This window comes from Nocardia sp. NPDC002869, assembly GCF_046764065.1.
GTDB lineage: Bacteria > Actinomycetota > Actinomycetes > Mycobacteriales > Mycobacteriaceae > Nocardia > Nocardia rhamnosiphila.
Window position 1 is genome coordinate 1 of record NZ_JBKOOL010000003.1, and the last position, 24,738, is coordinate 24,738.

The 24,738-nt window shown below is 70.3% G+C and carries 19 protein-coding genes; 9 read left to right on the top strand and 10 right to left on the bottom strand.

The window, feature by feature from the left end:
• On the bottom strand, positions 1-1,405 hold a 1,405-nt coding region (locus ACLML9_RS00650; protein WP_411943609.1), incomplete at its 3' end, for an aldehyde dehydrogenase family protein.
• A 112-nt stretch (positions 1,406-1,517) separates the two neighbouring features.
• On the opposite strand from ACLML9_RS00650, the gene ACLML9_RS00655 reads away from it, so the two are divergent.
• Positions 1,518-1,970 (top strand): Lrp/AsnC family transcriptional regulator, encoded by a 453-nt coding sequence (locus tag ACLML9_RS00655; RefSeq protein WP_030522498.1) that lies wholly within the window; start codon positions 1,518-1,520, stop codon positions 1,968-1,970.
• Between the two features lie 85 nt (positions 1,971-2,055).
• Positions 2,056-3,414 (top strand): L-lysine 6-transaminase, encoded by a 1,359-nt coding sequence (gene lat, locus ACLML9_RS00660; RefSeq protein ID WP_411943610.1) that lies wholly within the window; start codon positions 2,056-2,058, stop codon positions 3,412-3,414.
• Between the two features lie 18 nt (positions 3,415-3,432).
• Here lat and ACLML9_RS00665 read toward each other — a convergent pair whose 3' ends face one another.
• Positions 3,433-3,777 (bottom strand): hypothetical protein, encoded by a 345-nt coding sequence (locus ACLML9_RS00665; RefSeq protein ID WP_411943611.1) that lies wholly within the window; start codon positions 3,775-3,777, stop codon positions 3,433-3,435.
• A 203-nt stretch (positions 3,778-3,980) separates the two neighbouring features.
• On the opposite strand from ACLML9_RS00665, the gene ACLML9_RS00670 reads away from it, so the two are divergent.
• Positions 3,981-5,864: a serine/threonine-protein kinase gene (locus ACLML9_RS00670; protein WP_411943612.1), complete on the top strand. Its 1,884-nt coding sequence runs from the start codon at positions 3,981-3,983 to the stop codon at positions 5,862-5,864.
• Between the two features lie 10 nt (positions 5,865-5,874).
• Here ACLML9_RS00670 and ACLML9_RS00675 read toward each other — a convergent pair whose 3' ends face one another.
• Complete coding sequence (locus ACLML9_RS00675) at positions 5,875-6,426, bottom strand: histidine phosphatase family protein (protein ID WP_411943613.1); 552 nt, start codon at positions 6,424-6,426, stop codon at positions 5,875-5,877.
• Between the two features lie 104 nt (positions 6,427-6,530).
• Between ACLML9_RS00675 and ACLML9_RS00680 the strand changes: the two genes are divergently transcribed.
• The 4 genes from ACLML9_RS00680 (at position 6,531) to ACLML9_RS00695 (ending at position 12,745) form a co-directional block, all read left to right on the top strand.
• Positions 6,531-6,794 (top strand): hypothetical protein, encoded by a 264-nt coding sequence (locus tag ACLML9_RS00680; RefSeq protein ID WP_411943614.1) that lies wholly within the window; start codon positions 6,531-6,533, stop codon positions 6,792-6,794.
• Between the two features lie 79 nt (positions 6,795-6,873).
• Positions 6,874-11,421: an ATP-dependent helicase gene (locus ACLML9_RS00685; protein ID WP_411943615.1), complete on the top strand. Its 4,548-nt coding sequence runs from the start codon at positions 6,874-6,876 to the stop codon at positions 11,419-11,421.
• A gap of 242 nt (positions 11,422-11,663) precedes the next feature.
• Positions 11,664-12,443 (top strand): DNA-formamidopyrimidine glycosylase family protein, encoded by a 780-nt coding sequence (locus ACLML9_RS00690; protein WP_411943616.1) that lies wholly within the window; start codon positions 11,664-11,666, stop codon positions 12,441-12,443.
• Positions 12,444-12,556: 113 nt separating this feature from the next.
• The gene (locus ACLML9_RS00695) at positions 12,557-12,745 is read left to right on the top strand and encodes a hypothetical protein (protein ID WP_411943617.1); all 189 of its coding nucleotides are present in this window, start codon (positions 12,557-12,559) and stop codon (positions 12,743-12,745) included.
• A gap of 28 nt (positions 12,746-12,773) precedes the next feature.
• Here the strand turns inward: ACLML9_RS00695 and glpD are convergent, their stop codons facing one another.
• Complete coding sequence (gene glpD / locus ACLML9_RS00700; RefSeq protein ID WP_411943665.1) at positions 12,774-14,504, bottom strand: glycerol-3-phosphate dehydrogenase; 1,731 nt, start codon at positions 14,502-14,504, stop codon at positions 12,774-12,776.
• Between the two features lie 412 nt (positions 14,505-14,916).
• On the opposite strand from glpD, the gene glpK reads away from it, so the two are divergent.
• Positions 14,917-16,413 (top strand): glycerol kinase GlpK, encoded by a 1,497-nt coding sequence (glpK, locus tag ACLML9_RS00705; protein WP_411943618.1) that lies wholly within the window; start codon positions 14,917-14,919, stop codon positions 16,411-16,413.
• On the opposite strand, the gene ACLML9_RS00710 is transcribed toward glpK, so the two are convergent.
• The 4 genes from ACLML9_RS00710 to ACLML9_RS00725 all read right to left on the bottom strand — a co-directional run bounded on the left by ACLML9_RS00710 (position 16,395) and on the right by ACLML9_RS00725 (position 21,687).
• A complete protein-coding gene (locus ACLML9_RS00710; protein ID WP_411943619.1) occupies positions 16,395-17,603 on the bottom strand; it encodes a PLP-dependent aminotransferase family protein in 1,209 nt (402 codons plus the stop codon). The two genes, glpK and ACLML9_RS00710, sit on opposite strands and share 19 nt — an antisense overlap.
• 84 nt (positions 17,604-17,687) lie before the next feature.
• Positions 17,688-18,629, bottom strand: coding sequence for a hypothetical protein (locus ACLML9_RS00715; protein WP_411943620.1), 942 nt, complete (start codon positions 18,627-18,629; stop codon positions 17,688-17,690).
• A gap of 232 nt (positions 18,630-18,861) precedes the next feature.
• Positions 18,862-19,764: a hypothetical protein gene (locus ACLML9_RS00720; protein WP_411943621.1), complete on the bottom strand. Its 903-nt coding sequence runs from the start codon at positions 19,762-19,764 to the stop codon at positions 18,862-18,864.
• A 519-nt stretch (positions 19,765-20,283) separates the two neighbouring features.
• Complete coding sequence (locus tag ACLML9_RS00725) at positions 20,284-21,687, bottom strand: NAD(P)H-quinone dehydrogenase (RefSeq protein WP_411943622.1); 1,404 nt, start codon at positions 21,685-21,687, stop codon at positions 20,284-20,286.
• Positions 21,688-21,949: 262 nt separating this feature from the next.
• On the opposite strand from ACLML9_RS00725, the gene ACLML9_RS00730 reads away from it, so the two are divergent.
• On the top strand, positions 21,950-22,429 hold the full coding sequence (locus ACLML9_RS00730; protein ID WP_030522513.1) for a gamma-glutamylcyclotransferase: 480 nt from the start codon (positions 21,950-21,952) through the stop codon (positions 22,427-22,429).
• An 82-nt stretch (positions 22,430-22,511) separates the two neighbouring features.
• On the opposite strand, the gene ACLML9_RS00735 is transcribed toward ACLML9_RS00730, so the two are convergent.
• Together ACLML9_RS00735 and ACLML9_RS00740 are read right to left on the bottom strand one after the other, a co-directional pair.
• Positions 22,512-23,666: a M20 family metallopeptidase gene (locus ACLML9_RS00735; protein WP_411943666.1), complete on the bottom strand. Its 1,155-nt coding sequence runs from the start codon at positions 23,664-23,666 to the stop codon at positions 22,512-22,514.
• Between the two features lie 288 nt (positions 23,667-23,954).
• Positions 23,955-24,659 carry an enoyl-CoA hydratase-related protein gene (locus ACLML9_RS00740; RefSeq protein ID WP_411943623.1) on the bottom strand — a complete coding sequence of 235 codons (705 nt, stop codon included), beginning with the start codon at positions 24,657-24,659 and terminating at the stop codon, positions 23,955-23,957.
• Positions 24,660-24,738 lie beyond the last annotated feature (79 nt).

Genomic DNA, 24,738 nt, shown 5'->3' on the forward strand with positions numbered 1-24,738 from the left:
CGAACGCGCCGCCGATCTCCGCGCCGGAGGTGCCGATATTGACGTTGGCGATACCGCAGTCCGACCCGTCGGCGGCGAGGAAACGTTCGGCCTCCCGCTGATCGGTGGTGAAGATCGCCGAGGACAGGCCCTGCGGTACGCCGTTGTGCAGGGCCAGGGCGGTGTCGAAATCGTCGTAGGTGAGGACGTAGAGGATCGGGGCGAAGGTCTCCTCGCGCACCACCTCGGTCTGGGCGGGCATCCGGACGATCGCCGGGTCGGCGTAGTACGCCTCGGACCCCACGCCCTCGGGTTCGACCCGCTCGCCCCCGCAGAGCACCGCACCGCCGTCGCCGCGGGCGCGGGCCAGCGCGTCCCACATCCCGGCCCAGGCGCCGGGCCCGTGCAGCGGCCCCACCTGGATACCCGGGTCCAGCGGGTTGCCCACCCGCAACTGCCGGTACGCGCGCACCAGGCGGTCCAGCAGTTCGTCGGCGACCGAGGAGTGCACGATGAGCCGGCGCAAGCTCGTGCAGCGCTGTCCGGCGGTGCCGACGGCCGCGAAGACGATGCCCCGGACCGCCAGGTCCAGGTCGGCGGAGGGGCCGACCACGGCCGCGTTGTTCCCGCCCAGTTCCAGCAGGCAGCGGCCGAACCGGGCGGCCACGCGCGGGCCGACCGCGCGACCCATGGCGACCGAGCCCGTCGCGCTGACCAGTGCGACCCGTTCGTCATCGGTCAGCTGTACTCCGGCGTCCGTGGACCCCAGGATCAACTGGTGGACCCGGCCGTCCGCACCGGCGTTGGTGGCCGCGCGGCGCAGCAGCGTATGGCAGGCAAGGGCGGTCAGCGGGGTACGGTCCGAGGGTTTCCACACCACGGTATCGCCGCAGACCAGCGCGACGGCGGTGTTCCAGGCCCAGACCGCGACCGGGAAGTTGAAGGCGGAGATCACGCCGACCACACCGAGCGGATGCCAGGTCTCCATGAGCCGGTGGCCCGGCCGCTCCGAGGCCATCGTGTACCCGTAGAGCTGGCGCGACAGCCCCACCGCGAATTCGCAGATATCGATCATCTCCTGGACCTCGCCGCGCGCCTCGGCGGGGATCTTGCCCACTTCGAGAGTGACGAGTTCGGCGAGTTCGTCCTGATGGCGGCGCAGCAGTACGGCGAGTTCGCGCACTACGGCCGCCCGCTGCGGGGCCGGGACCAACCGCCAGGAGGCGAAGGCGGCGGCCGCTTCGGTGATCGCGGTGTCGATTTCGGCGGGGCCGTCGGGCCGCAGGCCGATCAGCACCCCGCCGTCGATCGGGCAGCGCACGAACATATCGCCGGGCGCCGGGTCGGCGATCTCCAGTGCGCGCAGCAGCGCGCCGATCCGGCCGGCGTATCCGGCGGGGACGGTCTTCTGTTCGGTCTCGGTCATCACGAACTCCTCGGGTTCGGCCGGACGAAATACGCTGTGCGAATGGCACGGCCGGAGAATGAACGTTCACAACAGTGTTCCGGCGGTGTGTCCGCTACGTTAGCCTTCGCTGATGGCGGAAACACCGGCAAAACCCACCCTGGACGAGATCGATCGACTGCTGATCCGGGAACTGATGGCCGATGGACGGGCGACCCTGTCCAATCTGGCCGAGAAGGCGAGTCTTTCGGTATCCGCCGTGCAGTCACGGGTGCGCAGGCTCGAGGCGCGCGGCGTGATCCGTGGCTACACCGCGAACGTCGATCCCGAAGCGCTGGGACAGCTGCTGTCGGCATTTGTGGCGATCACTCCTCTCGACCCTTCTCAGCCCGACGATGCCCCGGCGGCGCTGCAGAACATGCCGGGGATCGAGGCCTGCCATTCGGTGGCGGGCGACGAGAGCTACATCCTGCTGGTCCGGGTGGCCTCGCCGCGGCATCTGGAACAGTTGCTGCAGCAGATCCGGGCGACGGCCAATGTCCGAACCCGGAGCACCATAATCCTTCAGACATTCTATGAAAAGTAGCCGAGACCGTAACAACTCTTATTAGTTACGGACTTGTCAGTAAATCTTCCTGACAAGCCGGTGTCCGGTCCCGTACCGTCGGAGTGTGACCATCGAACTGGAGCACTCCGGCACGGGCGATGGCAGGACAGATGGCCGCATCCCCGCCTCTCGCGTGTTCGAGACCCTGTCGGCCAGTATGCTCGCCGACGGTTTCGACCTGGTACTCGATCTGCGCGCGTCCCGCGGCCGCCATCTGGTGGACGCCCGCGACGGCAGCGATTACCTCGACATGTTCGGTTTCTTCGCCTCCAGCGCACTCGGGATGAACCATCCCGCGCTGACCGAGGACGCCGGGTTCCGCGCCGAATTGACCACGGCCGCAATGAACAAGCCGAGCAACTCCGATATCTACACGGTCGAGATGGCGCGTTTCGTGGACACCTTCGTCCGGGTGCTCGGCGATCCGCGCCTACCGCACCTGTTCCTCATCGACGGTGGCGCCCTCGCGGTGGAGAACGCGCTCAAAACCGCCTTCGACTGGAAGAGCCGGCACAACGAACTCCACGGACGCACACCGCGACCCGGGTACGAGGGCGGTGTGCTGCATCTGACCGGCGCCTTCCACGGCCGCAGCGGATACACCCTGTCGCTGACCAACACCGACCCGGTCAAAACCGAGCGCTTCCCCGCCTTCGACTGGCCGCGGATCGAAACGCCCTGGCTCGGTCCGGATATCGATATCGAGGCGGCGGAACGACGTGCGCTCGACCAGGCCGCCCGCGCCTTCACCGAGCGGCCCCACGGAATCGCCTGCTTCATAGCCGAACCGATCCAGGGCGAAGGCGGCGACCGGCATATGCGCCCGGAATTCCTGCGCGCGGTCCAGGAACTGTGCCACGCCAACGACGCGCTGTTCGTCCTCGACGAGGTGCAGACCGGGGTCGGCATCACCGGAAGCACCTGGGCCTACCGGCAACTCGGGCTGGAACCGGATGTGGTGGCGTTCGGGAAGAAGACGCAGGTGTGCGGAATCATGGCCGGCGGCCGGGTGGACGAGCTCGGCGACAATGTGTTCACGGTGCCCTCGCGGCTGAATTCCACCTGGGGCGGCAATCTCGCCGATATGGTGCGGGCCACCCGGATCCTGGAGGTCATCGAACGCGACGATCTCATCGCCCGGGCCGGCGAACTGGGTGTCCTGCTGCTCGATCTGCTGCGGGACCTCGCCGAGCGGCAGCCCGCGGTCACCGAGCCGCGCGGGCGCGGCCTCATGTGCGCTGTCACGCTGTCGGACAATGCCTTCCGCGATGCCGTCCTCACCACGCTGTGGGAACGCGAACGGGTGCTCATGATCGGCTCCGGCGAACGCGGCATCAGATTCCGGCCACCGCTGACGGTGGAACCCGGCGAACTCGTCGAGGCGGTGACCGCGCTGGACCGTGTACTCACCGATCTCGGCTGACACCGCCCCGGTGAACGATCACCCCGCGTCGGGTCGCAGCCCCAGCGCGCCCGCGGCGAACCGGCGCACCGCCTCCGCCGCGGCGAGCAACGCCGCCTGCTGACCGGGCCGGGCCCAGCCCTCGACCGCGGCGGTCCCGTCCGGTCGCGGGGTCACCCCGATCTCGGCCACCAGCTCCGCCGTGGTCGGTTCGCACACCGCCCAGGCGAAATGGGACTCCGCCGCCCACTCGGCGCCGCGGCGGGCCACGTAATCCGGATCGGTGATCCCGCCCGAGGCCAGCGCGGGCCGGTCGTCGATCCGGTCATCGGCCCGCAGCGCGCGCAGATACCATGCGCCCGCGTTGATCTCGATCGCCTCCATCCGGTCACCCTCGCACAGCCCGGCGGGCCCGGCCGACGCCGGTTCGCCTTCGCGGGGTCACGGTCGCGGACGCTATCGGTCGGCGACCTCACACTGTGCCGCGCCGCCGACCGCGGATAGGGTCGGGGCACAGTCCGGCCCCGGGCAGGTACCGGATCACCGCAACCGCCCGGACCGTGGGCCGGGACAGGGAAGGATGCGTGATGACCGGGCAGCGATTGGGCCGCTACCGGCTCGAGCGATTGCTCGGCCAGGGTGGGATGGGCCAGGTATGGCTCGCTCATGCCGAGCCCGCCGGCGGACGCCCGGGCGGGCGGGTCGCGCTCAAGCTGCTACCCGTCGAACTCGCCGCCGACCAGACCTACCGCAGCCGGTTCGAACGCGAAGCCGAACTCGCCGCCCGCCTGCACGACAGTCATATCGTGCCGATCCACGCCCACGGTGCGCTGGACGGCCGCCTGTTCATCGAGATGGAATACGTCGAGGGCGACGATCTGGGCCGTGTCCTGCGTACGAACGGCCCGCTGACGGCGCGGCGCGCGGTCGATATCGTCGCCCAGACCGCGGCGGCGCTGGATGCCGCGCACCGCGCCGGGTTGGTGCACCGGGACGTGAAACCGTCCAATATCGTCGTCCGGCGCGACGGTTTCGTGTACCTCATCGACTTCGGTATCGCCCACGGCGCCGGCAGCACCGCCCTCACCGCCTCCGGACTGGCGGTCGGGACCTGGGCGTACATGGCTCCGGAACGGTTCACCGGAAGCACCGACGCCCGCGCCGATATCTACTCCCTGGGCTGTGTGCTCTACGAATGCCTGGCCGGTACCCGCCCGTTCGGCGATACCGATCCGGCGCGGCAGATGCACGACCATCTCACGACCACGCCGCCCAGTGTGCGCGCGCTGGTCCCGGGAATCCCGGCGGAACTGGACCGGGTGATCGCCCGGGCGCTGGCCAAGAACCCGGACGACCGCTACCGCACCGCCGGGGAATTCGCGCAGGCCGCGCGGGGCGCTCTCCCGGGTACGGCGCCGGCACCGGCCCCCGGCGCGGTGGAGCATCCCGGAACCCGCCACTACGAACTGGACGACCGGCCCGCCGCGGCGTTCGCGGCCCCTGCGGGCACCAGGGCCTACACGGAATACACACCCGGCGGCCCGGCGGCCGGACAGTCCCCCGCGCACCCCGCCACCCGGGCCTACACCGAGAACGCTTCCGGCGAACCAGGGCTGCGGCAGTCCCCGTCGCACCCGGCCACCCGGGCCTACACCGGACACGCTCCCGGCGACCCGGCACCGGGACCTCCCGCGCCCCGCCCCCCGACCCGGGCCTACACCCGTCTCGAGAGCAGGCCTCGGCCCGGGCACGGGGGCGGTCCGGCGCAGGCCGCCGGGCCCCCGCCGTACAGCGGGGGCAATGCGGGCGCGGCGGTCGCGCCGAACCGTCCCGCGCCGAACCGTCCCGCGCCGAACCGTCCCGCGCCGCACCGTCCGGCGCCCCCGCCCGGCCGCCGCGCGCCGCGCGCCCGGGCGAAACCGCCGCGGCGCCGCAAGAGCCTCGTGCGCCGGTTGGTGCTGTGGCCGATCGTGCTCGTGGTCGTGCCGCTGCTGCTGATCGGCGGCTGTGTGGCCGCGCTGGTCGGCGGCGCCGGTTCGATCCGGTTCTTCGGCGGCAACGACACCCCGGCAGCCGGGAGCATCGCCGATCCCGGCGTTCCGGTCCGGGACGGCAACTTCGAGTTCGCGGTACGCAACGTGGAGTCAGGAGTGAGCGCGGTCGGTATCGAACGTGCCCAGGGGACGTTCGTGGTGGTCAGCTTCACCGTGCGCAATATCGCGGCCCAACCGAAGACCTACCTGCCGCTCGGACAGGAACTCCGCGATACGGCAGGCGCGAAGTACGCCCCCGATGTGACCGCCACCGCGCAGCGCGCGGCCGCCGCGGCCGCCCCGCGCGCCCTGCAACCCGATGAGTCGGTGGGCACTCACCTGGTCTTCGAGATACCCACCGGATCGGTGCCCGCGAGCATGACCTTCCGCGATTTCCCGCTCTCGTTCGGTACCACGGTCGCCCTGAACGCCCAGTAGCGCGGGAGGGTCAGTTCAGCCGCAGCGTCCACGCGGTCCGGTGGTGCAGCCGGACCCGGGCGCCCGGCGCCACGTCGAAACGCCAGAACGACTCCGGCGCGGCCGCCAGGGCCACGACCAGCACAGCCCGGATCACCGCCGGATGGGTCACCGCGATCGTATGCGGCGCCTCGCCGGCCGCCGGCTCGTCGAGCCACCCGCGGACCCGGTCCAGCAGGTCCAGGACGGACTCTCCTCCGTGGCCGCGATATCCGGGCTCGGTGAGCCAGCGGCCCACTTCTTCCGGCGGCAGCAGCCCCGGTTCCGTACCGCGCCAGGCGCCCGCGTCGAGATCGCGTAATCTCGATAGTGGTGCGGCGTCCAAGCCCAGTAGTCGGGCAGTCTCTCTGGTCCGCCGCTCCGGGCCCGCGACTATCCGTGCGCCTACCGGCGGTTCGACCGTCCGGTCCGCCAGCATCGCCCGCCCCGCCGGGGTGAGCGGTTCATCGGCCGGGAACCGCGCCGCCCGTGACGCCTCGGTGACACCGTGGGAGATCAGATCGAGTTTCCGAACACCAGGCACCGTCGAAGCATAGAAACGCCGGACTGTCACCGGTAGCCGGCTCGAAGCACCCTAACGGCTGCCGGTCCATCGTGCCCCGCTGCCAGCCAGGAGGTGATCGAGGAATGACAGACATACTCATCCGCGCCGTGCCCGGTGCGGTCATCGACGAGATCGACCGGCAAGCCAATGGCCTGGGTATATCCCGTACCGAATTCCTCCGCCGCCGACTCAGCCGGGAGTTCCGGCCGATCGGCGGGGTGACCACCGAGGACCTGATCCGGCTGGCCGGACTCGTCACCGAGAACCGGACCCCCGACCTGCTCTCGCCCGACCTCGCCGAAACAGAATTCACCGGGCCCGATCTGGTCGACGGAGCTCCCGCCTGACCGGTCGCTCACCCGGCCGGCCCGCGCCGGCCGGGTCGCGACCGTCCCGGTGTCGGTGCTCCGGTGCACACTGGTTTCCGTGACCGAGTTCTCCGCCGCCACCCAACAGTGGTTCGACGGTGCGTTCCCCGCGCCGACGGCCGCCCAGCTGGGTGCGTGGCAGGCGATCGCGGCCGGTGAGCACACCCTGGTGATCGCGCCGACAGGGTCCGGCAAGACCCTGTCGGCGTTCCTGTGGGCCATCGACCGGCTGGCCGCGGCCGACCCGCCGGAGTCGGGTACCTCGGTGCTCTACATCTCCCCGCTCAAGGCCTTGGCCGTGGACGTGGAGCGGAATCTGCGCGCGCCGCTGGTCGGCGTGCGCCAGACGGCCCGTCGCCTCGGTCTGCCGGCCCCGGAGATCAGCGTCGGCGTCCGTTCCGGGGACACCACCGCGCAGGAGCGCCGCCGGTTGCAGCGCACCCCGCCCGATATCCTCATCACCACCCCGGAATCGCTGTTTCTCATGCTCACCTCCGCGGCCCGGGAGACCCTCCGCGGCGTGCGCACGGTCATCGTGGACGAGGTACACGCCATCGCCGGTTCGAAGCGGGGGTCGCACCTGGCGCTGTCCCTGGCCCGGCTGGACGCCCTCACCGAACGGCCCGCGCAGCGGATCGGCCTGTCCGCGACCGTCCGGCCGCCCGAGGAGGTGGGCCGGTTCCTGGTTGGCTCGGCGCCGATCACCGTCGTCAACCCGCCCGCACCCAAGACCTTCGACCTCTCGGTGCGGGTCCCGGTGCCGGATATGACCGAGCCGGGCGAGTCCGACCAGCCCGGATCGCTGTGGCCGCATGTGGACGAGGCGATCGTCGAACTCGTACTCGAACACCGTTCGTCGATCGTGTTCGCCAATTCGCGCCGGCTCGCCGAACGGTTGACCGCCCGGCTGAACGAGGCCTACGCCGGACGACTGGGCGAATCCGTCGACACCGCCCACGCCCCGCCCGCCCAGCTCGGCCCGTCCACGGAGGTCAACCACGGCGCCGAACCGCTGCTGGCCCGGGCACACCACGGTTCGGTCAGCAAGGAACAGCGGGCCCTGATCGAGGACGACCTCAAAAGCGGCCGGCTGCGCTGTGTGGTGGCCACCAGCAGTCTCGAACTCGGTATCGATATGGGCGCGGTGGACCTCGTGGTGCAGGTCGAGGCGCCGCCCTCGGTGGCGAGCGGGTTGCAGCGCATCGGCCGGGCCGGCCATCAGGTGGGCGAGATATCGCGCGGCGTGCTCTTCCCCAAGCACCGCACCGATGTGGTGCACTGCGCGGTGGCCGCGCAACGGATGCTGGCCGGGCAGATCGAGGCGCTCAAGATACCCGCGCATCCACTGGACATCCTCGCCCAGCAGACGGTCGCGGCCTGCGCCCTGGAACCGCTGGACGTCGACACCTGGTTCGACACCGTGCGCGGCACCGGCAGCTATGCCGCGCTCCCCCGTTCCTCCTACGAGGCGGTACTGGATCTGCTGGCCGGCCGCTACCCGTCCGACGAGTTCGCCGAACTCCGGCCGCGCCTGGTCTGGGACCGCGACGCCGGCACCCTCACCGGCCGCCCGGGCGCCCAGCGGCTGGCGGTGACCTCGGGCGGCGCGATCCCGGATCGCGGCATGTTCGCGGTGTACATGGTCGGCGAGAAGGCTTCCCGGGTGGGCGAACTCGACGAGGAGATGGTCTACGAGTCACGGGTCGGCGATGTCTTCGCGCTCGGCGCCACCAGCTGGCGGATCGAGGACATCACCTACGACCGCGTCCTGGTGACCCCCGCCTTCGGCCACCCCGGGCGCCTACCGTTCTGGCACGGCGATTCACTCGGCCGCCCGGCCGAACTCGGTGCCGCGCTGGGCGAATTCATCCGCCGCGCCGGTGCGCAGACCTCCCCGGAAACCCTCACCGAGCAGACCACCGCGGCCGGGCTCGACGAGAACGCGACCGCGAACCTGCGTGCACTGCTGGCGGACCAGCGCAACGCGACCGGACGGTTGCCCACCGACCGCACCCTGGTGGTCGAACGTTTCCGCGACGAACTCGGTGACTGGCGGCTGGTCCTGCACTCGCCCTACGGCATGCCGGTGCACGCGGCCTGGGCGCTGGCCGTGGGCGCCCGCCTGCGGGAACGCTTCGGCGTCGATGCCGCCCCGAACGCCTCCGACGACGGCATCGTGGTCCGGCTGCCCGACACCACCGACGAGCCGCCGGGTGCGGAACTGTTCGTCTTCGAACCCGACGAGATCGACGACCTGGTCACCGAACAGGTCGGCGGGTCGGCACTGTTCGCGTCCCGTTTCCGGGAGTGTGCGGCTCGGGCGTTACTGCTGCCGCGCCGCGATCCCGGACGGCGCGCACCGTTGTGGCAGCAGCGGCAGCGATCGGCCCAATTACTAGATGTGGCAAGGAAATTCCCGGCCTTCCCGATCCTGCTGGAGACGGTGCGCGAATGCCTGCGCGATGTGTACGACCTGCCGGCGCTACGGGAACTGCTCACCGCGGTGGCGCGCCGCCGGGTGCGACTGGTCGAGGTGGAGACGGCCATCCCGTCCCCGTTCGCCAACGCGCTGCTGTTCGACTACATCGGCCAGTTCATGTACGACGGCGACAGTCCGCTGGCCGAACGGCGCGCCGCGGCCCTGTCCCTGGACTCCACCCTGCTCGCCGAACTGCTCGGCCGGGTGGAATTGCGGGAACTGCTGGACAGTGAGGTCATCACCCAGGTCGAACTGGAGCTCCAGCGCCGCACGCCGGAACGCCACGCGCGGGATATGGAGGGCCTGGCCGATCTCCTGCGGTTACTCGGCCCGCTGACCCCCGCCGAGGCGCGGGAGCGCTGCCGCGAGGACCCCGCGGACTGGTTCGCCGAACTCGCCGGCGCCCGGCGCGCGCTCGAGGTCTCCTACGCGGGACAGACGTGGTGGGCCGCCATCGAGGACGCGTCCCGCCTGCGCGACGCGCTCGGGGTGCCCCTGCCGATCGGCACCCCCGCCGCATTCATCGAACCGGTACCCGATCCGCTCGGCGATCTGGTGGCCCGCTACGCCCGCACGCACGGGCCCTTCACCACCGAGTCGGTCGCGCACCGGTTCGGTCTGGGCCCCGCGGTCGCGGCGGCGGCGCTACACCGTCTCGGTCTCGAGAAACGCGTGGTGGAGGGTGAGTTCACCCCGGAGACCGGCGGTTCGGAGTGGTGTGACGCCCAGGTGCTGCGGCGGCTGCGCCGGCGTAGCCTCGCCGCCGCCCGGCACGAGGTCGAACCGGTGTCCACCGCGACCTTCGGCCGGTTCCTGCCCGATTGGCAGCACATCGGAACCGGCGAGCTGCGCGGAATCGACGGCGTGGCGACGGTGGTGGATCAGCTCGCCGGCGTCCCGGTGCCGGCTTCGGCGTGGGAATCGCTGGTGTTCCCGGCCCGGGTCCGCGATTACTCCCCCGCCTTCCTCGACGAGCTCATGGCCACCGGTGAGGTGCGCTGGTCCGGCCACGGCGCCATCAACGCCAAGGACGGCTGGATCGCGCTGCATCCGGCCGATCAGGCTCCACTCACCCTGCCGCCGGCCGACGACCCCGAGCTCACCGAAACCCACCTGGCGCTGCTGACCGCGCTCGGCGCCGGACCCGCGCTCACCACACCGCCGGGCCACCGGTCCGAAGCCGATCCCACGCCCTCGGTGTCGCACAGTGGCGGAGCGTATTTCTTCCGCCAACTGTCGGACGCGACGGGCCTACTGGACGATGCCGCGGTCGCGGCCGCCCTGTGGGACCTCGTGTGGGCGGGCCTCGTCTCCGGCGATACGTTCGCCCCGGTACGCGCCCGGCTCTCCGGCTCCACCCGGACCCCGACCGCACACCGCACGCCACGGCGCGCACCCCGCGGACGCACCTACCTTCCCCGGCCCGCGATGCCGAGCAGGTCGGGTCCGCCCACCGTGGCCGGGCGCTGGTCCCTGCTACCCGAGCGCGCGACCGACAATACGGTCCGCGCGCACGCCACCGCCGACCTGCTGCTCGAGCGCTACGGCGTGCTTACCAAGGGTTCGGTACAGAGCGAGGGCGTACCCGGCGGTTTCGCACTGGTGTACCGGGTCCTCAGCGAATTCGAGGACCGCGGCCGCTGCCGCCGCGGATACTTCGTCGACTCGCTGGGCGGCGCGCAGTTCTCCACCACCGACGTGGTGGACCGGCTGCGCTCGTTCGACGGCGACCGGCGGCCCGCCGGGGCGGCGCTGGCCCTGGCGGCGTGCGATCCGGCCAACCCCTACGGCGCCGCCCTGCCCTGGCCGAAAACCGAGAGCGGGGCCGGTCACCGGCCGGGCCGCAAGGCGGGCGCGCTGGTCGTACTGGTCGACGGCGAGCTGGTCCTCTATCTGGAACGCGGCGGGAAAACCCTGCTCACCTGCACCGAGGATCCCGCCGCCCGGCAGGCGGCAGCGGGTGCCCTGGCAGATCTCGTCCGGACGGGCCGGGCGGATTCACTGGTCATCGACCGGGTCGACGGCGAATCGGTGCACGGCAACACCTTCGCCGAGTTCCTCACCGAGGCCGGTTTCGCCGGCACCCCGCAGGGCCTGCGTCTTCGACGTGCGGTCGGCCGTACATAGAGAGGCGACCGTTGAGCGCTTACAGTGTCGTCAGCCCACCCAGGTGCACGTGCCCAGTCGGGCCCGCCCCGGTGACGAAGTAACCGAACGCCGTGACCGACGCGTGCCGGCCGACCACCCAGAGAGGCGACCATTGAGCACTCCTCCTGATGTGAGCCTCGGCCCGGCCTGCCCGAGGCGGGTCCGTGCACACCGCCCCGGCCGCGCGGCGCCGGAGGCCGCGCCGATGGATACAGTCGCTCATGCCCGAGGGTGACGCCGTTTTCCGCGCCGCACGGCGGCTGCGCGCCGCGCTCGAGGGCGCGACGCTGACCCGCAGCGATTTCCGCGTGCCCCGATACGCGACCGTCGATCTGCGCGGCCAGGTCGTGGAGAGCGTGGGCAGCTACGGAAAGCATCTGTTCATCCGCACCGAGACGGTCAGTGTGCACACCCATCTGAAGATGGAGGGCAGCTGGCGGGTCTTCCATTACGGGCAACGCTGGACCAAACCGCGGGTCGCCGCCCGGATCGTGCTCGGCACCGCGGAGGCCGAGGCCGTCGGATTCGATCTCGGCCTGGTGGAAGTGTTGCGCCGCCGGGACGAGCACACCGCCATCGATCATCTGGGGCCGGATCTGCTCGGTCCCGGCTGGGATCCCGCCGAGGCGTTGGACCGGCTCACCCGCGCACCGGATGTCCCGATCGGCGTCGCCCTGCTCGATCAGCGCAATCTGGCCGGGATCGGCAATATCTACCGCAGCGAGATCTGCTATCTGCGCCGGGTCCATCCGGCTCGCCCGGTGGGTGATGTGGAGGATCTGCCGGCGCTGGTGAACGAAGCGCAGCGCGTGATGTATCGGGCCGCGCACGGGCCGCCCTGGCGACCGCTGGTCTACGGCCTGGCCCACCGGCCGTGCCGCCGGTGCGGGACTTCCCTGCGGGTCGACCTGCTGGGTGAGAAGATGCCGCGCAACGACCGGGTGAGCTACCGGGAACGCGGTATCTACTACTGCCCCAAATGCCAGGTCCCACCCGTCTGAGCACGTACGCTGTCGCATACCGGCCGCCGCCTCTTCTGTGACGGCCGCCCTGAGCGCAGTAATGATCGGCCGCTTTCCGACGACACACGGGTACCGCACCGGAAGCAGGTCCCATGCACACCCGAACCGTCCGACTGGCCGCCCTCACCGGCAAACTGCTCTCCGCGGTACTGGCTATCGTGGCGACCGCGGCGTTCTGCTACTTCCTGCTGCATCCCGCCGCGACCCCGCGGGCGCCGGCCCCCGTACCGCTCGGACCGGCGACCACCACGACACCCGGCCACCACCCGGCCACCCACTGAGCGGCGGTCCGCGGCGGCGCGGGACGGTTCAGCCCTCGGTGGGCACCGGTTCCAGGATTTCCGGGCGGGGTTCGGGCGCGGCGATCCGCAGCGCATCGGCGGAGGCATCGTCGGGCTGGGTCTGCGACCGCACCTCGGCGTCCACCCGGGCCAGATAGGTCCGGATCTCGCGGTCGGTCTCCGCGTCGCTCCAGCCGAGCACCGGGGCGATGAGCCCGGCGACCTCTTCGGCGCACTCGGCGCCGCGGTGCGGGTACTCGATGGAGATCCGGGTGCGCCGGGCGAGCACATCGTCGAGGTGCAAAGCACCCTCCGCGGCCACGGCATACACCGCTTCGACCCGCAGATAGGAGGGAGCCGCGGCGATCGGTTGTTTCAGGTCGGGCCGGTCGGCGGCCGGCGCCATGACCTCGTCGACGAGCGAACCGTAACGGTCCAGCAGATGTTTCACCCGATACGGGTGTATTCCGTAGTCTTCGGCCAGCTGCACGGTCTGGTTGACCAGCGCGAAATAGCCGTCGGCGCCGAGCAGCGGCACCTTCTCGGTGATCGAGGGCGAGACCCGGGCGGGGATGTCCTGGGCGGCCTCGTCCACCGCGTCGTAGGCCATCACCCGGTAGGTCGTGTACTTGCCGCCGGCGATGGCGACCAGTCCCGGCGCGATCCGCGCGACGGCGTGCTCACGCGACAGCTTCGAGGTCTCGTCGCTCTCCCCGGCCAGTAGTGGTCGCAGACCCGCGTACACCCCGTCGATATCCGCATGGGTCAGCGGGGTGACCAGCACCTCGTTCACCCGTTCCAGCAGATAGTCGATATCGGCCTTGGTGGCGGCCGGATGGGCCAGGTCGAGATTCCAGTCGGTATCGGTGGTGCCGATGATCCAGTGCGCGCCCCACGGGATCACGAACAGCACCGAGGTGGTGGTGCGCAGGATGATCGCGGCGTCGCTGACGATCCGATCGCGCGGGACCACGATGTGCACGCCCTTGGAGGCCCGCACATGGAACCGGCCGCGCTGCAGCGACAGCGCCTGCACCTCGTCGGTCCACACACCGGCCGCGTTGATCACCACGTGACCGCGCACCTCGCCGGTGGTTCCGTCCTCGCTGTCGCGTACCTGCACGCCGACCACCCGGTCGGCTTCCCGCAGGAACCCCACCACCTGGGTGGAGGTGCGGAGCACCGCGCCGTAGTGGGCGGCGGTACGGGCGACGGTCATGGTGTGCCGGGCGTCGTCCACCACCGTGTCGTAGTAGCTGATCCCGCCGATCATCGAGTTACGCCGCATACCCGGAGCCAGCCGCAGCGCCCCGTGCCGCGACAGATGCCGCTGCCCCGGCACGGATTTCGCCCCGCCCATGGTGTCGTAGAGAAACAGTCCCGCCGCGACATAGGGCCGCTCCCACGCCCGCCGGGTGAGCGGGTAGAGGAACCGCAGGGGTTTCACCAGGTGCGGCGCCAGACGCGACATGGACAGTTCGCGTTCTTTCAACGCCTCGCGAACCAAGCCGAATTCGAGCTGTTCCAGATACCGCAGGCCGCCGTGGAACATCTTGGACGACCGGCTGGAGGTCCCCGAGGCCAGATCGCGCGCCTCCACCAGCGCCACCTTCAGGCCGCGGGTCGCGGCGTCGAGCGCGATCCCGGCCCCCACGACACCGCCGCCCACCACGATCACATCGAAGTGGTCCTTGTTCAAGCGTTCCCATGCGGAACGGCGCTGTTCGGGTCCGAGAAATTGCGATCCCGGCTGTAGCATCACCGTCCCCCCTCCGGAGCGAGGGCATGCGGTCCGCGGCGGCCGAAGCGTGGGCGTAGGTATCGCATCATCGGTATCGACTCCTCGAGTACGCGATCGGGGTCGGCTGGGGGTTTGCGCGTTCGGTGTCCAAGCCTAGTGGCACAGCCGGGCAAAGCCCGCCGACAGCCCGCGCACGGCCGGAGCGAAGGCGGAGGTACGCCTGGTGGCACAGCCGGGCAAAGCCCGCCGCCAGCCCGCGCACGGCCGGAGCGAAGGCGGAGGTACGCCTGGTGGCACAGCCGGGCGAAGCCCGCCGACAGCCCGCGCACGGCCGGAGCGAAGGCGGAGGTACGCCTACGAGGCAACCTCTGGGAAACGTCGGCAGGGAGACACCCGTCACTGATCGGCCGGATTGCGCTAGCCTCCTGCCATGCGCTATGTGGCCGCCATCGACCAGGGCACGACCTCGAGCAGATGCATACTGTTCGATCGGCAGGGAAGGATCGCGGGGGTCGCCCAGCGCGAGCACGACCAGATCTTCCCGAAGCCGGGCTGGGTCGAGCACGATCCGGAAACGCTGTGGCGAAATACCGAATTCGTGCTCGGCGCGGTACTGGACGAGGCCGGGATCACCGCGGGCGATATCGCGGCCGTGGGCGTCACCAACCAGCGCGAGACCACCGTCGTCTGGGAACGCGACACCGGTGGGCCCATCCACAACGCGATCGTCTGGCAGGACACCCGCACCGACCGGTTGTGCACCGAACTCGCCGGCTCCTCGGGCACGGCGCGCTACGCCGAGCGCACCGGCCTGCCGCTGTCGACGTATTTCTCCGGACCCAAGGTGCGCTGGATCCTGGACACCGTGCCGGGTGCGCGCGAGCGGGCGGAGGCGGGCGAACTGTGCTTCGGGACCGTGGACAGCTGGCTGCTGTGGAAGCTGACCGGCCGGCACATCACCGACGTCACCAATGCCTCGCGCACCCTGCTCATGGATCTGCGCACGCTGGCCTGGGACGAACAGATCTGCGCGGAGATCGGGGTACCGCCGGCCATGCTGCCGGAGATCCGGAGTTCCTCGGAGGTCTACGCGGAGATCGGCGCGGGTCCGCTGGCGGGAGTGCCGGTCGCGGGCATCCTCGGCGACCAGCAGGCCGCGATGTTCGGGCAGGCGTGTCTGGCGCCGGGTGAGGCCAAGAACACCTACGGGACCGGCAACTTCATGCTGCTGAATACCGGCACCACTCCCGTTTTCAGTGAGCACGGCCTGCTGACCACAGTGTGTTATCGGCTCGGTGACCAGCCGCCGGTGTACGCGCTGGAGGGGTCTATCGCCGTCACCGGCGCGCTGGTGCAGTGGTTCCGCGACAATCTGGGCATCATCTCCTCGGCGCCGGAGATCGAGGATCTCGCGCGCACCGTGGACGACAACGGCGGCGCCTATATCGTCCCGGCGTTCTCCGGGCTGTTCGCCCCGCGCTGGCGGCCCGACGCTCGCGGGGTGATCGCCGGGCTCACCCGATTCGTCACCAAGGCCCATCTCGCCCGCGCGATCCTGGAATCGACCGCCTTCCAGACCCGCGAGGTGATGGACGCCATGCGCGCGGACGCCGAATCCCGCTCGCTGGACCTCGAGGCGACAGCCCTCAAGGTCGACGGCGGTATGGTCGCCAACGATCTGCTCATGCAGTTCCAGGCCGATATTCTCGATCTACCGGTCGTCCGGCCGCTGGTCAACGAGACCACGGCGCTCGGGGCCGCCTACGCGGCCGGGCTGGCGGTCGAATACTGGTCGGGCACCGACGATATCCGGGCCAACTGGGCCGCCGACAAGACCTGGAACCCGAGTATGTCCGCCGCCGACCGCGACTCCCGCCTCGCCGACTGGAACAAGGCGGTCGAACGCACCTACAACTGGGCCGAGTGAACCGGTGCCCGGTCGCCGGCGGCGGCCCGGGCCAGCCGTGCCATCGCCTCGGCGAGCATCTCCGGCGCGGCGGTGGTGAAGCACATCCGCATGGCGTTCGCATAGGGGTTGCTCACCGCGAACGCCCCGCCCGGGACGAAGGCGACACCCGTCTCGAGTGCCCGGGGCAGCAGTTCACCGGTGTCGGTGCCGTCGGTGAACTCCGCCCAGACGAACATGCCCCCGGAGGCCTCCGTACAGCGCAACCGGTCGCCGAACTGGTCGCGGGCCGCGTCGACCAGGGCGGTGGCGCGGGTGGCGTACACCCCGCGGACCGTGTCGATATGACCGGTGAGCCAGTCGCTGTCGGCGAGCAGTTCGGCGGCGATCTGCTGGGTGAGTGCCGAACCGCACAAATCGGCGCCCTGCTTCAACAGTTCGACCGCCCGGCACACCCGTTGCGGGGCCACCATCCAGCCCACCCGCAGCGTGGGCGCGATGATCTTCGACGCCGAGGACAGCCGGATGATCGTCGATGAATACGAGGCCACCGGCGCGGGCGCGGGCCGGTCGAACCACAGTTCGCCGTATGGATCGTCCTCGATCACCCAGAACCCGTGTTCCTCGGCCAGCGCGGCGAGCGCCTGCCTGCGGCGGGGGCTCATGGTCACGCCACCGGGGTTGTGGAAATTGCTCACGGTGTGCACCAGGGCCGGATGCTCTCCGGCGGCGAGCAGCTCCGCGAGCCGGTCCACTCGCAGACCCTCGTTGTCCAGCGGCACCGCCACGATCCGCGCACCGGCCGCCCGGAACACCTGTATCGCGCCGACATAGGCCGGATCCTCGACCACCACCAGCGCGCCCGGGTCGAGCAGCACCTCGGCGAGCAGCGACAGTGCCTGCTGCGAACCGTGGGTCACGAAGATCTCGGCGATATCGACCCGGCGACCGAGCCGGTCCGCTTCCCGGCCGGCCAGGACTTCGCGCAGCGGGCCCCACCCGGGGGACTCCGTGTACTGCAGCGCGGCACTGCCCCGCAATGCCGATTCGGCCGCGGCGGCGATGCGCGCGCCGGGCATGAGTTCGGCATCGGGCAGGCCGCCGGCCAAACTGAGGATATTCGGGTCGGCGGTGAGTTTCAGCAGGTCACGAATGACGGAGCTGGTGAGGCCGGCCAGCTTGCCGGCCAGCGGCGGTTCGAGATGCGTCATAGGGGCCTCCGGGAATTACCTGCCGATAAACCCAATCATCCCATGAATTACCACCATATGACATTGTGATTTCACATACTGGGATCAGCGGCGGTCCGCGATCACCCAGAGCACGGTTTTGCCGTCCCGATCCACCGTGGTCACCGTCTGCTTGTACACCGTCGTCTTACCGTTCGGGCGCAGCTCGGTCAGGTCGACATCGAAAGAGTTCGGTGCCCGCTCGGTGATCCGCACACAATGCTCGGTACCCGCCGGAATATGCGTATCGATCGCCGACTGGATCGTCTCCGCGGAAGAAATAGCAGGCGAATCCGCCGCGACGAACTGACGGGCTCCCACGCCGCTGCGCTCCACATAGAACTGATGCTGGAAACCGAGAATGGCGCCCGCGCCGCTGGTCGTATCCCCGACCCCGTCACCGACGATCACCCCGCCCTCCTGACTCGCCGAACAGCTCAGCGCGGAACCGGAATCGGCGACCGGCGGCCCCGCCGGCGCGTCGTCACCGCCGCTCACCACGACGATCGCTACCCCCACCGCGACCAACGCCACCAGCACCGCGACCACCGTCACGACCCGGCCGGCCGGGAGACCGCGGCGCGGTTTCGCGGCCAGCGCCCCCGCCACCGACTGCGGCGTGAGCTTCTGGGCGATCGGATCGCTGTCCCAGGACAGACCACCCGCCCGCGGCCGGACCGAACCCGCGACCGCCTCGGACCCACCGGACGGGTTCGGCTGACCCGACCCCGGCCAACGCAGGTCCGGGCCGGTGTGGCGGGCCGTGGCCTGATCCGGTTCCGGTGCCCGTTCGCCGGCCGGCGAGGTGCGCGGGGCCGGGTCCGGTGGAATCTGGTGGCGGACCGTGGTGGAGTCTGCGTCGGGCGCGGGCCGCGTCACCGGCCGGGACTCGGCCGGCGCCGGTCGCTGGACCGGAGTGGAGCTGTCCGGCGCCCGGTACTGGGGCGGCGGCGGAGGAACAGCCGACGGCCCGGCCGCGCCGGCACCGGGTGCCGGGCGCCAGGTCAAGCCGGAATCCTCCGGACGCGTATTCGGCTTCCAGCCCGGCATCGATAGCTCGCCCGTCGGCGGCCCGAACCCCGATACCGGCGGACCGAAATCGCCGGTAGGAGGTCCGAAATCCGCCCGTTCGGGGTCGCACTCTCTACCTTCGCCCTCGCCGGTCACAGCCCATCCCTTCCGAGACACGCGGGTGGGGCGGCCGTGCACGACCGCCCCACCCGGCAAGATTTCACTCGCGTCAGTACTGGAGTGAACCACCCCACTGGGTATTGACGCCACCGAGGTTCAGCGCCTGCTCCGGGTAGTTGCCCGGGGGCAGCAGCGGCGGAGGCGGCGGAATCTTGGCCGCGGCGTCCAACGCGGCGGCGCCGCCCGGCTGCTGAGCGATCCAGTGCTCCACGGCGGCCTTCGCCGTGTTCACCGGGGTGGTGTCGATCACGTGGTCGAGCCGGTTGTCCGGCAACCCGTTCCCACCGGTGAACGTCGAGACGTTGATGGTGTTCTCGTCGACGAATTCCACCGAGATACCGGCCTCGCCCGTACCCGTCGGGGTACGGAAGCCGGCGGTGCCGACATAGCCGGACTGATTGGAGAAGTGGTGGGTGTTGGCGAAATGCCCGGGGGCCAGGGAACCGCCGTCGAGGGCGGCACCGATCTCCATATGCGGACCCTGCATCTCGACGACCGGCGCGACCGGCGCCTCGTCCAGACTCGGCGCCTGCCACTGCGGTCTCTGCGGCTCGATCGGGGTATCGGTCCGCGGAGCACCGGGCTGCGCGTTCTCCCCGTCGGCCTCCGGCGCCGCGGCGGGCGCGTCACCCGGCTGCGCGGGCGGCTGCTGACCCTGCGGCGTATTCGGCGAGATGGCCGGCTGCGCCGGGGGCTGCCCCGGGACGGGCAGCGGCGCCACGCGCGGCGTGGTGACACCGGGCTGGGTCGGGCCCGTGAGGCCCTGATCGTCCTGACCCTGCTCCGGGGTGGTGACACCGGGCTGACTCGGGCTCGGAGTCGGGCCGCTCCCCGGCTTCTCCTCGTTGTTCTGCACACCGGGCTGGCTCGGTGTGGTCTCCGGCCCGTTCTGCTGGCCCTCGGTGCCGGGCTGCTGCTGATTATTTGTACCCGGCTGCGAAGGCGCGGGCACCGGCGTCGTCGGGGTAGCCGGCTGGTCGCTCGGAACGGCCCCCGCCGGCGACGCGAAAATGGCCATGGCCGCGGCAGTCGCAAGAGGCAGCGAAGTGCTCGCCACCGCCCGGCCCGCCCGGTTCGGCTTACGATGTTTCACTTTTCGCCCAATCCCTTTCCCGGATGCGGCGCCACCTGCGGTCCGCGTCCAGTTCCGTCTCATCCGAGACACGAACTCCAGCGGTTCACCTGATAGTGGGCCGTTCGCTGGCCGAGTCCGAAAGGACGAACCCCCCGGCACCAAACTCCACGACCGCCCGTCGATCGCATCTCTGTCTCGGAAGTGAACCACACTCGAGCAATTCCGGCAATGTGACGAAAACTCACCACGGGCAGGAACACTCACGGGCGAAACGCGGGTGAAAAAGCAGTGACGCGACCAGGAACTCGGGCCGATTCCGGCAAGCGATTTCATTTACGGCCGTATTTCCCGGATGGGCCGGATTCATACCCGCTACCCGCCGGCGCCGCCGACAACTCAGCCGAGGTCGTCGTGGCGCATGAGCTGGCGGGCGGCCTCCATGACCGAGCCGGTGAGCGAGGGGTACACCGAAAAGGTCTGTGCCAGATCGTTGACCGTCAGATTGTTCTGGACCGCCAGCGCGATCGGCAGGATCAGCTCCGAGGCGATCGGGGCGACCACCACACCGCCGATTACCACACCCGTCGCCGGACGGCAGAAAATCTTGACGAAACCGCGGCGCAGACCCGACATCTTCGCCCGCGGATTGGTGTTCAGCGGCAGCATCACCGTGCGCGCCGGGGTCTCCCCGTTGTCGATGGCCGTCTGGCTCACCCCCACGGTCGCGATCTCCGGGCGGGTGAACACCGCGGATGCCACCGTTTTGAGCCGGACCGGGCTGACCCCTTCGCCCAGCGCGTGGTACATGGCGATCCGGCCCTGCATGGCGGCCACCGAGGCCAGCGGCAGCAGACCGGTGCAGTCACCCGCGGCGTAGATACCGGGCACCCCGGTCCGCGAGACCCGGTCCACCCGCAGGTATCCGCCGCGGTCCAGTTCGATACCGGCCTGTTCCAGGCCCAGCCCGCCGGTGTTCGGCGTGGACCCCACGGTCATCAGCGCATGCGTTCCCGACACCGTGCGGCCGTCGGCCAGGGTGACCAGCACCGAATCGCCCGTACGCTCCACCTTGTCGGCGCGCGCGTGCTTCACCAGTTCCACACCGCGTTCGGCGAAGGCGTCTTCCAGCACCAGCGCGGCATCCGCGTCCTCCCCGGGCAGCACCCGGTCCCGGCTGGACACCAGGATCACCCGCACGCCCATTTCTGTATACGCGGAGACGAATTCGGCGCCGGTCACACCGGAACCGACCACCACCAGGGTCTCCGGCAGCTCCGCCAGATCGTAGATCTGCCGCCAGTTCAGGATCCGCTCCCCGTCCGGCTCGGCCCCGGGCAACACTCGCGGCGAGGCGCCGGTGGCGATCAGTACCACCTCCGCCTCGACGGTCTCCTCGGTCGCGTCCGGGTAGGACACCACGACCCGATGCGCCGCCCGGCCCGATCCCGGCCCCGCCAGCCGCCCCCGCCCCGGCAGCACCCGCACCCCCGCCGCCTGCAACTTGGATCGGATATCCGAGGACTGCGCCAGCGCCAGCGCCTTCACCCGCTCGTTGACCTCCGGCAACCGCACCTCGGCCTGGCTCGGGTCGAGCGTGATCCCGAGGTTCCGGGCGCGCCGCAGATCGGTCCGAACACCGGTGGAAGCAATGAAAGTCTTCGACGGCACACAATCCCAGAGCACACACGCCCCGCCGATACCGTCGGAATCGATCAGCACCACCTGCGCCCCGTGCTGGGCCGCGACCAGCGCCGCTTCGTAGCCTGCCGGTCCGCCACCGATGATCGCAATGCGGGTCATACATTCCCCTTGTCCTAATCACCCGCGCGCGGCGCGCGGCAGCTTCGCGGCCTTCACTCGCCGAGACCAGCCTAGTAGGTGCCGATGAGCGCACCCCATCGGCATTCCGCGTGGGGCCGCGGCGAACGCGCAGGCGGCCGCGGCGCGCCGGCTCGCCCTCCCGGCCTGGTCGCGCCGGCCGGCGACGATCCGAAGCACATCCCGGAACGCGATTTACGACGCCCCGTACCGGCGAGGGCGAGCACACAACTAAGCTGCCGGTGTGCCGATCTACGCTGCCTACGGGTCCAATATGGACTCGACCCAGATGCTCGAGCGCTGTCCGCACTCCCCCATGTCCGGGACGGGCTGGCTGGAGGGCTGGCGCCTCACCTTCAGCGGGGACGACATCGGCTGGGAAGGTCCGCTCGCCACCGTGGTGGAAGAACCCGGATCCCGGGTCTTCGTCGTGCTCTACGACGTCTCCCCCGAGGACGAGCAGCGGCTCGACCGTTGGGAGGGATCCGATTTCGGGATCCACCGCAAGATCCGGCTCCGCGTGACCCCCAGTCCCGGAAGCGGCAGCGACCCGATCCTCGCCTGGCTGTACGTCCTCGACGCCTACGAAGGCGGACTCCCATCGGCGCGTTACATCGGCGTGATGGCCGACGCCGCCGAGAAGGCGGGTGCCCCGGAGGAGTACGTACACGCCCTGCGCACCCGCAACAGCCGGAACGTAGGCCCGGGAAACAACTTCAGCTGATTTCGGCGCGCCTACGGCGGCGCAAAAAAACGCACGTTCACGAGCGAGCGCACGTACCCGCCTTCGCGGTCCGTGCCCCGGGTCAGGCCACTTCCTGCCCCGCTTGTAGAACGAGGTTGGTGAATGTCCGCACCCCCACCGGCAACGCCCGTTCGTCGAGATCGAACGTCGGCTGGTGCAGGTCGAGCTGGGGGCCTTCGCCGGGCCAGACGCCGAGGCGGGCCATGGCGCCGGGAACTTCTTCCAGGTACCAGGAGAAATCCTCGCCGCCGCCGGATTGCGGGGTGTCGGCGAGAGCGTCGGGGCCGGTGGCGCGGACCGCGTCGCTGAGCATGCGGACCGAGTGTTCGTCGTTGACCACCGGTGGCACGCCGCGCCGGTAGTCGAGCTGGTAGCGCACGCCGGTCGGTGCGAGCAGGCCGTCGACGATCTCGCGCACCATCGGTTCGAGCAGGGACCAGGTGGCGTGGTCGCCGGTGCGGACGGTGCCGGTGAGCATGCCGGTCTGCGGGATCGCGTTCGGGGCCTTGCCGGCGCTGACCGCGCCCCACACCATGACCGTGCTGGTACGCGGGTCGATCCGGCGGGTGAGCAGCCCCGGCAGACCGGTGATGACGGTGCCGATCGCGTAGACGAGGTCGCTGGTGAGGTGTGGGCGGGAGGTATGCCCGCCGGGCGAATCCAGCACCAGTTCGACGGTATCGGCGGCGGAGGTGATGGCGCCGACCCGGATGCCGACCTTGCCGGCTTCCAGCCGCGGATCGCAGTGCAGGGCGAAGACCCGGTCCACGCCGGTCATCGCGCCGGCCGCGACCATATCGATGGCGCCGCCGGGCATGACCTCCTCGGCGTGCTGGAAGATCAGCCGTACGCCGACCGGGAGATCGAGGTCGGCGAGGGCCAGCGCGGTACCGAGCAGGATGCTGGTGTGCGCGTCGTGGCCGCAGGCATGCGAGACGCCGGGGACTGTCGAGGCGAAGGGCCGGCCGGTGAACTCCTGGAGCGCCAGTGCGTCCATATCGGCGCGCAACGCGATCCGCGGCGCGTCCTCGGGACCGATATCGCAGATCAGACCGGTTCCGGTCGGCAGCACCCGGAACGGGAGTCCGGCCTTCGTCAGCCAGGTGCCGACGAATTCGGTGGTCGCGAACTCGGTACGGGATAATTCCGGGTTGGCGTGGATGTGCCGGCGCCATTGAACGAGATCGACCGTGTGCTCGGCCAGCCACGCCGTCACCGCGTCCTGTCCGTCTCGCACCGTACGGCCGGTTGTGCTCACCGAATGTCCTCCTGTCGTAGAACGAGCAGCTGTGAACCACTTCTCCACGTGTGCGGATCGCCCGTACACGTATCGTCCGCGGCCGTGGCCGCGGTACCTACCGGCGGTTCCGCTATCCCCCGGGGAACGGCCGTATCCACCAGTTTCGCACCGCTACCCGATCCGTGCGCGGCGGCATCCGTGCCGCATCCGCGTATCCGGTGGGGCGTGGGCGTTCCGGTCGATGCCCGGCCGGCCCGCTCGCGGCTAGTTCGAGGCGAATGCCAGGTTATCCGGAGTGGTCGGCACCGTGAGGGCGGCCAGCGCCGTGGCGTGCAGGGCGCGTTTGATGGCGGGCAGGCTCGGAGTCCGATTGGCGGCCAGTCCGGCAGCCCGCTCCACCGCGGCGGCGCGCAGTGCCCCGGCGTCGGCGACGTCGTCCACGATACCCGCCGCCCGGGCTTCCGCGGCGCCGAACCGGTGGCCGGTGGTCATCGCGGCGACCGCCACCTGGTTGGTCAACCGGCTGGTGAGCAGGGCGTTCATCCCGACGGTGAACGGCATTCCCAGATGCACCTCGGGTAGGCACCAGAATCCGCGGTCGGCGCGCATCACCCGGAAATCGTGGGAGGTGGCGAGCATGGCGCCGGCGCCGAAGGCGTGACCGTTGACGGCCGCGACGGTGGGCAGCGGAAACGCGAGCAACCGGCTGAACACGCTGTGCACGCGGTCGAGGTAGCCGTGCATCCGGTCGAGATTCGCGAACAGCCAGTCGGTGTCGAGTCCGTTGCTGAAGAACTTCCCGGTGGCGGTCGTCACCAGCGCGGCGGGCCCCTCGACGGCCACCACGGTGTCCAGCAGCGCGTGCGTCTCGTCTATCCACTCGTGGCTGAAGCGGTTCTCGCTGTCGGTCTGGCCCTCGTTGCCCAGCGACAGCACGAAAACGTTTCCATCACGTTCCAGGTACGGCATCTGTGCAGCGTATCGGCTACGGATCGGGGTTTGCCGCCGGAGGCCCCACCGGCGCAGGCGGTTCGGGCGGGCCGACGGC

What these genes read in the sequence shown, in the direction of transcription:
- ACLML9_RS00655 (WP_030522498.1), top strand. Translation starts at nt 1,518, where the DNA reads ATGGCGGAAACACCGGCAAAACCCACCCTGGACGAGATCGATCGACTG.
- ACLML9_RS00665 (WP_411943611.1), bottom strand. Translation starts at nt 3,777, where the DNA reads ATGGAGGCGATCGAGATCAACGCGGGCGCATGGTATCTGCGCGCGCTG.
- ACLML9_RS00670 (WP_411943612.1), top strand. Translation starts at nt 3,981, where the DNA reads ATGACCGGGCAGCGATTGGGCCGCTACCGGCTCGAGCGATTGCTCGGC.
- ACLML9_RS00680 (WP_411943614.1), top strand. Translation starts at nt 6,531, where the DNA reads ATGACAGACATACTCATCCGCGCCGTGCCCGGTGCGGTCATCGACGAG.
- ACLML9_RS00690 (WP_411943616.1), top strand. Translation starts at nt 11,664, where the DNA reads ATGCCCGAGGGTGACGCCGTTTTCCGCGCCGCACGGCGGCTGCGCGCC.
- ACLML9_RS00695 (WP_411943617.1), top strand. Translation starts at nt 12,557, where the DNA reads ATGCACACCCGAACCGTCCGACTGGCCGCCCTCACCGGCAAACTGCTC.
- glpD (WP_411943665.1), bottom strand. Translation starts at nt 14,504, where the DNA reads ATGCTACAGCCGGGATCGCAATTTCTCGGACCCGAACAGCGCCGTTCC.
- glpK (WP_411943618.1), top strand. Translation starts at nt 14,917, where the DNA reads ATGCGCTATGTGGCCGCCATCGACCAGGGCACGACCTCGAGCAGATGC.
- ACLML9_RS00710 (WP_411943619.1), bottom strand. Translation starts at nt 17,603, where the DNA reads ATGACGCATCTCGAACCGCCGCTGGCCGGCAAGCTGGCCGGCCTCACC.
- ACLML9_RS00725 (WP_411943622.1), bottom strand. Translation starts at nt 21,687, where the DNA reads ATGACCCGCATTGCGATCATCGGTGGCGGACCGGCAGGCTACGAAGCG.
- ACLML9_RS00740 (WP_411943623.1), bottom strand. Translation starts at nt 24,659, where the DNA reads ATGCCGTACCTGGAACGTGATGGAAACGTTTTCGTGCTGTCGCTGGGC.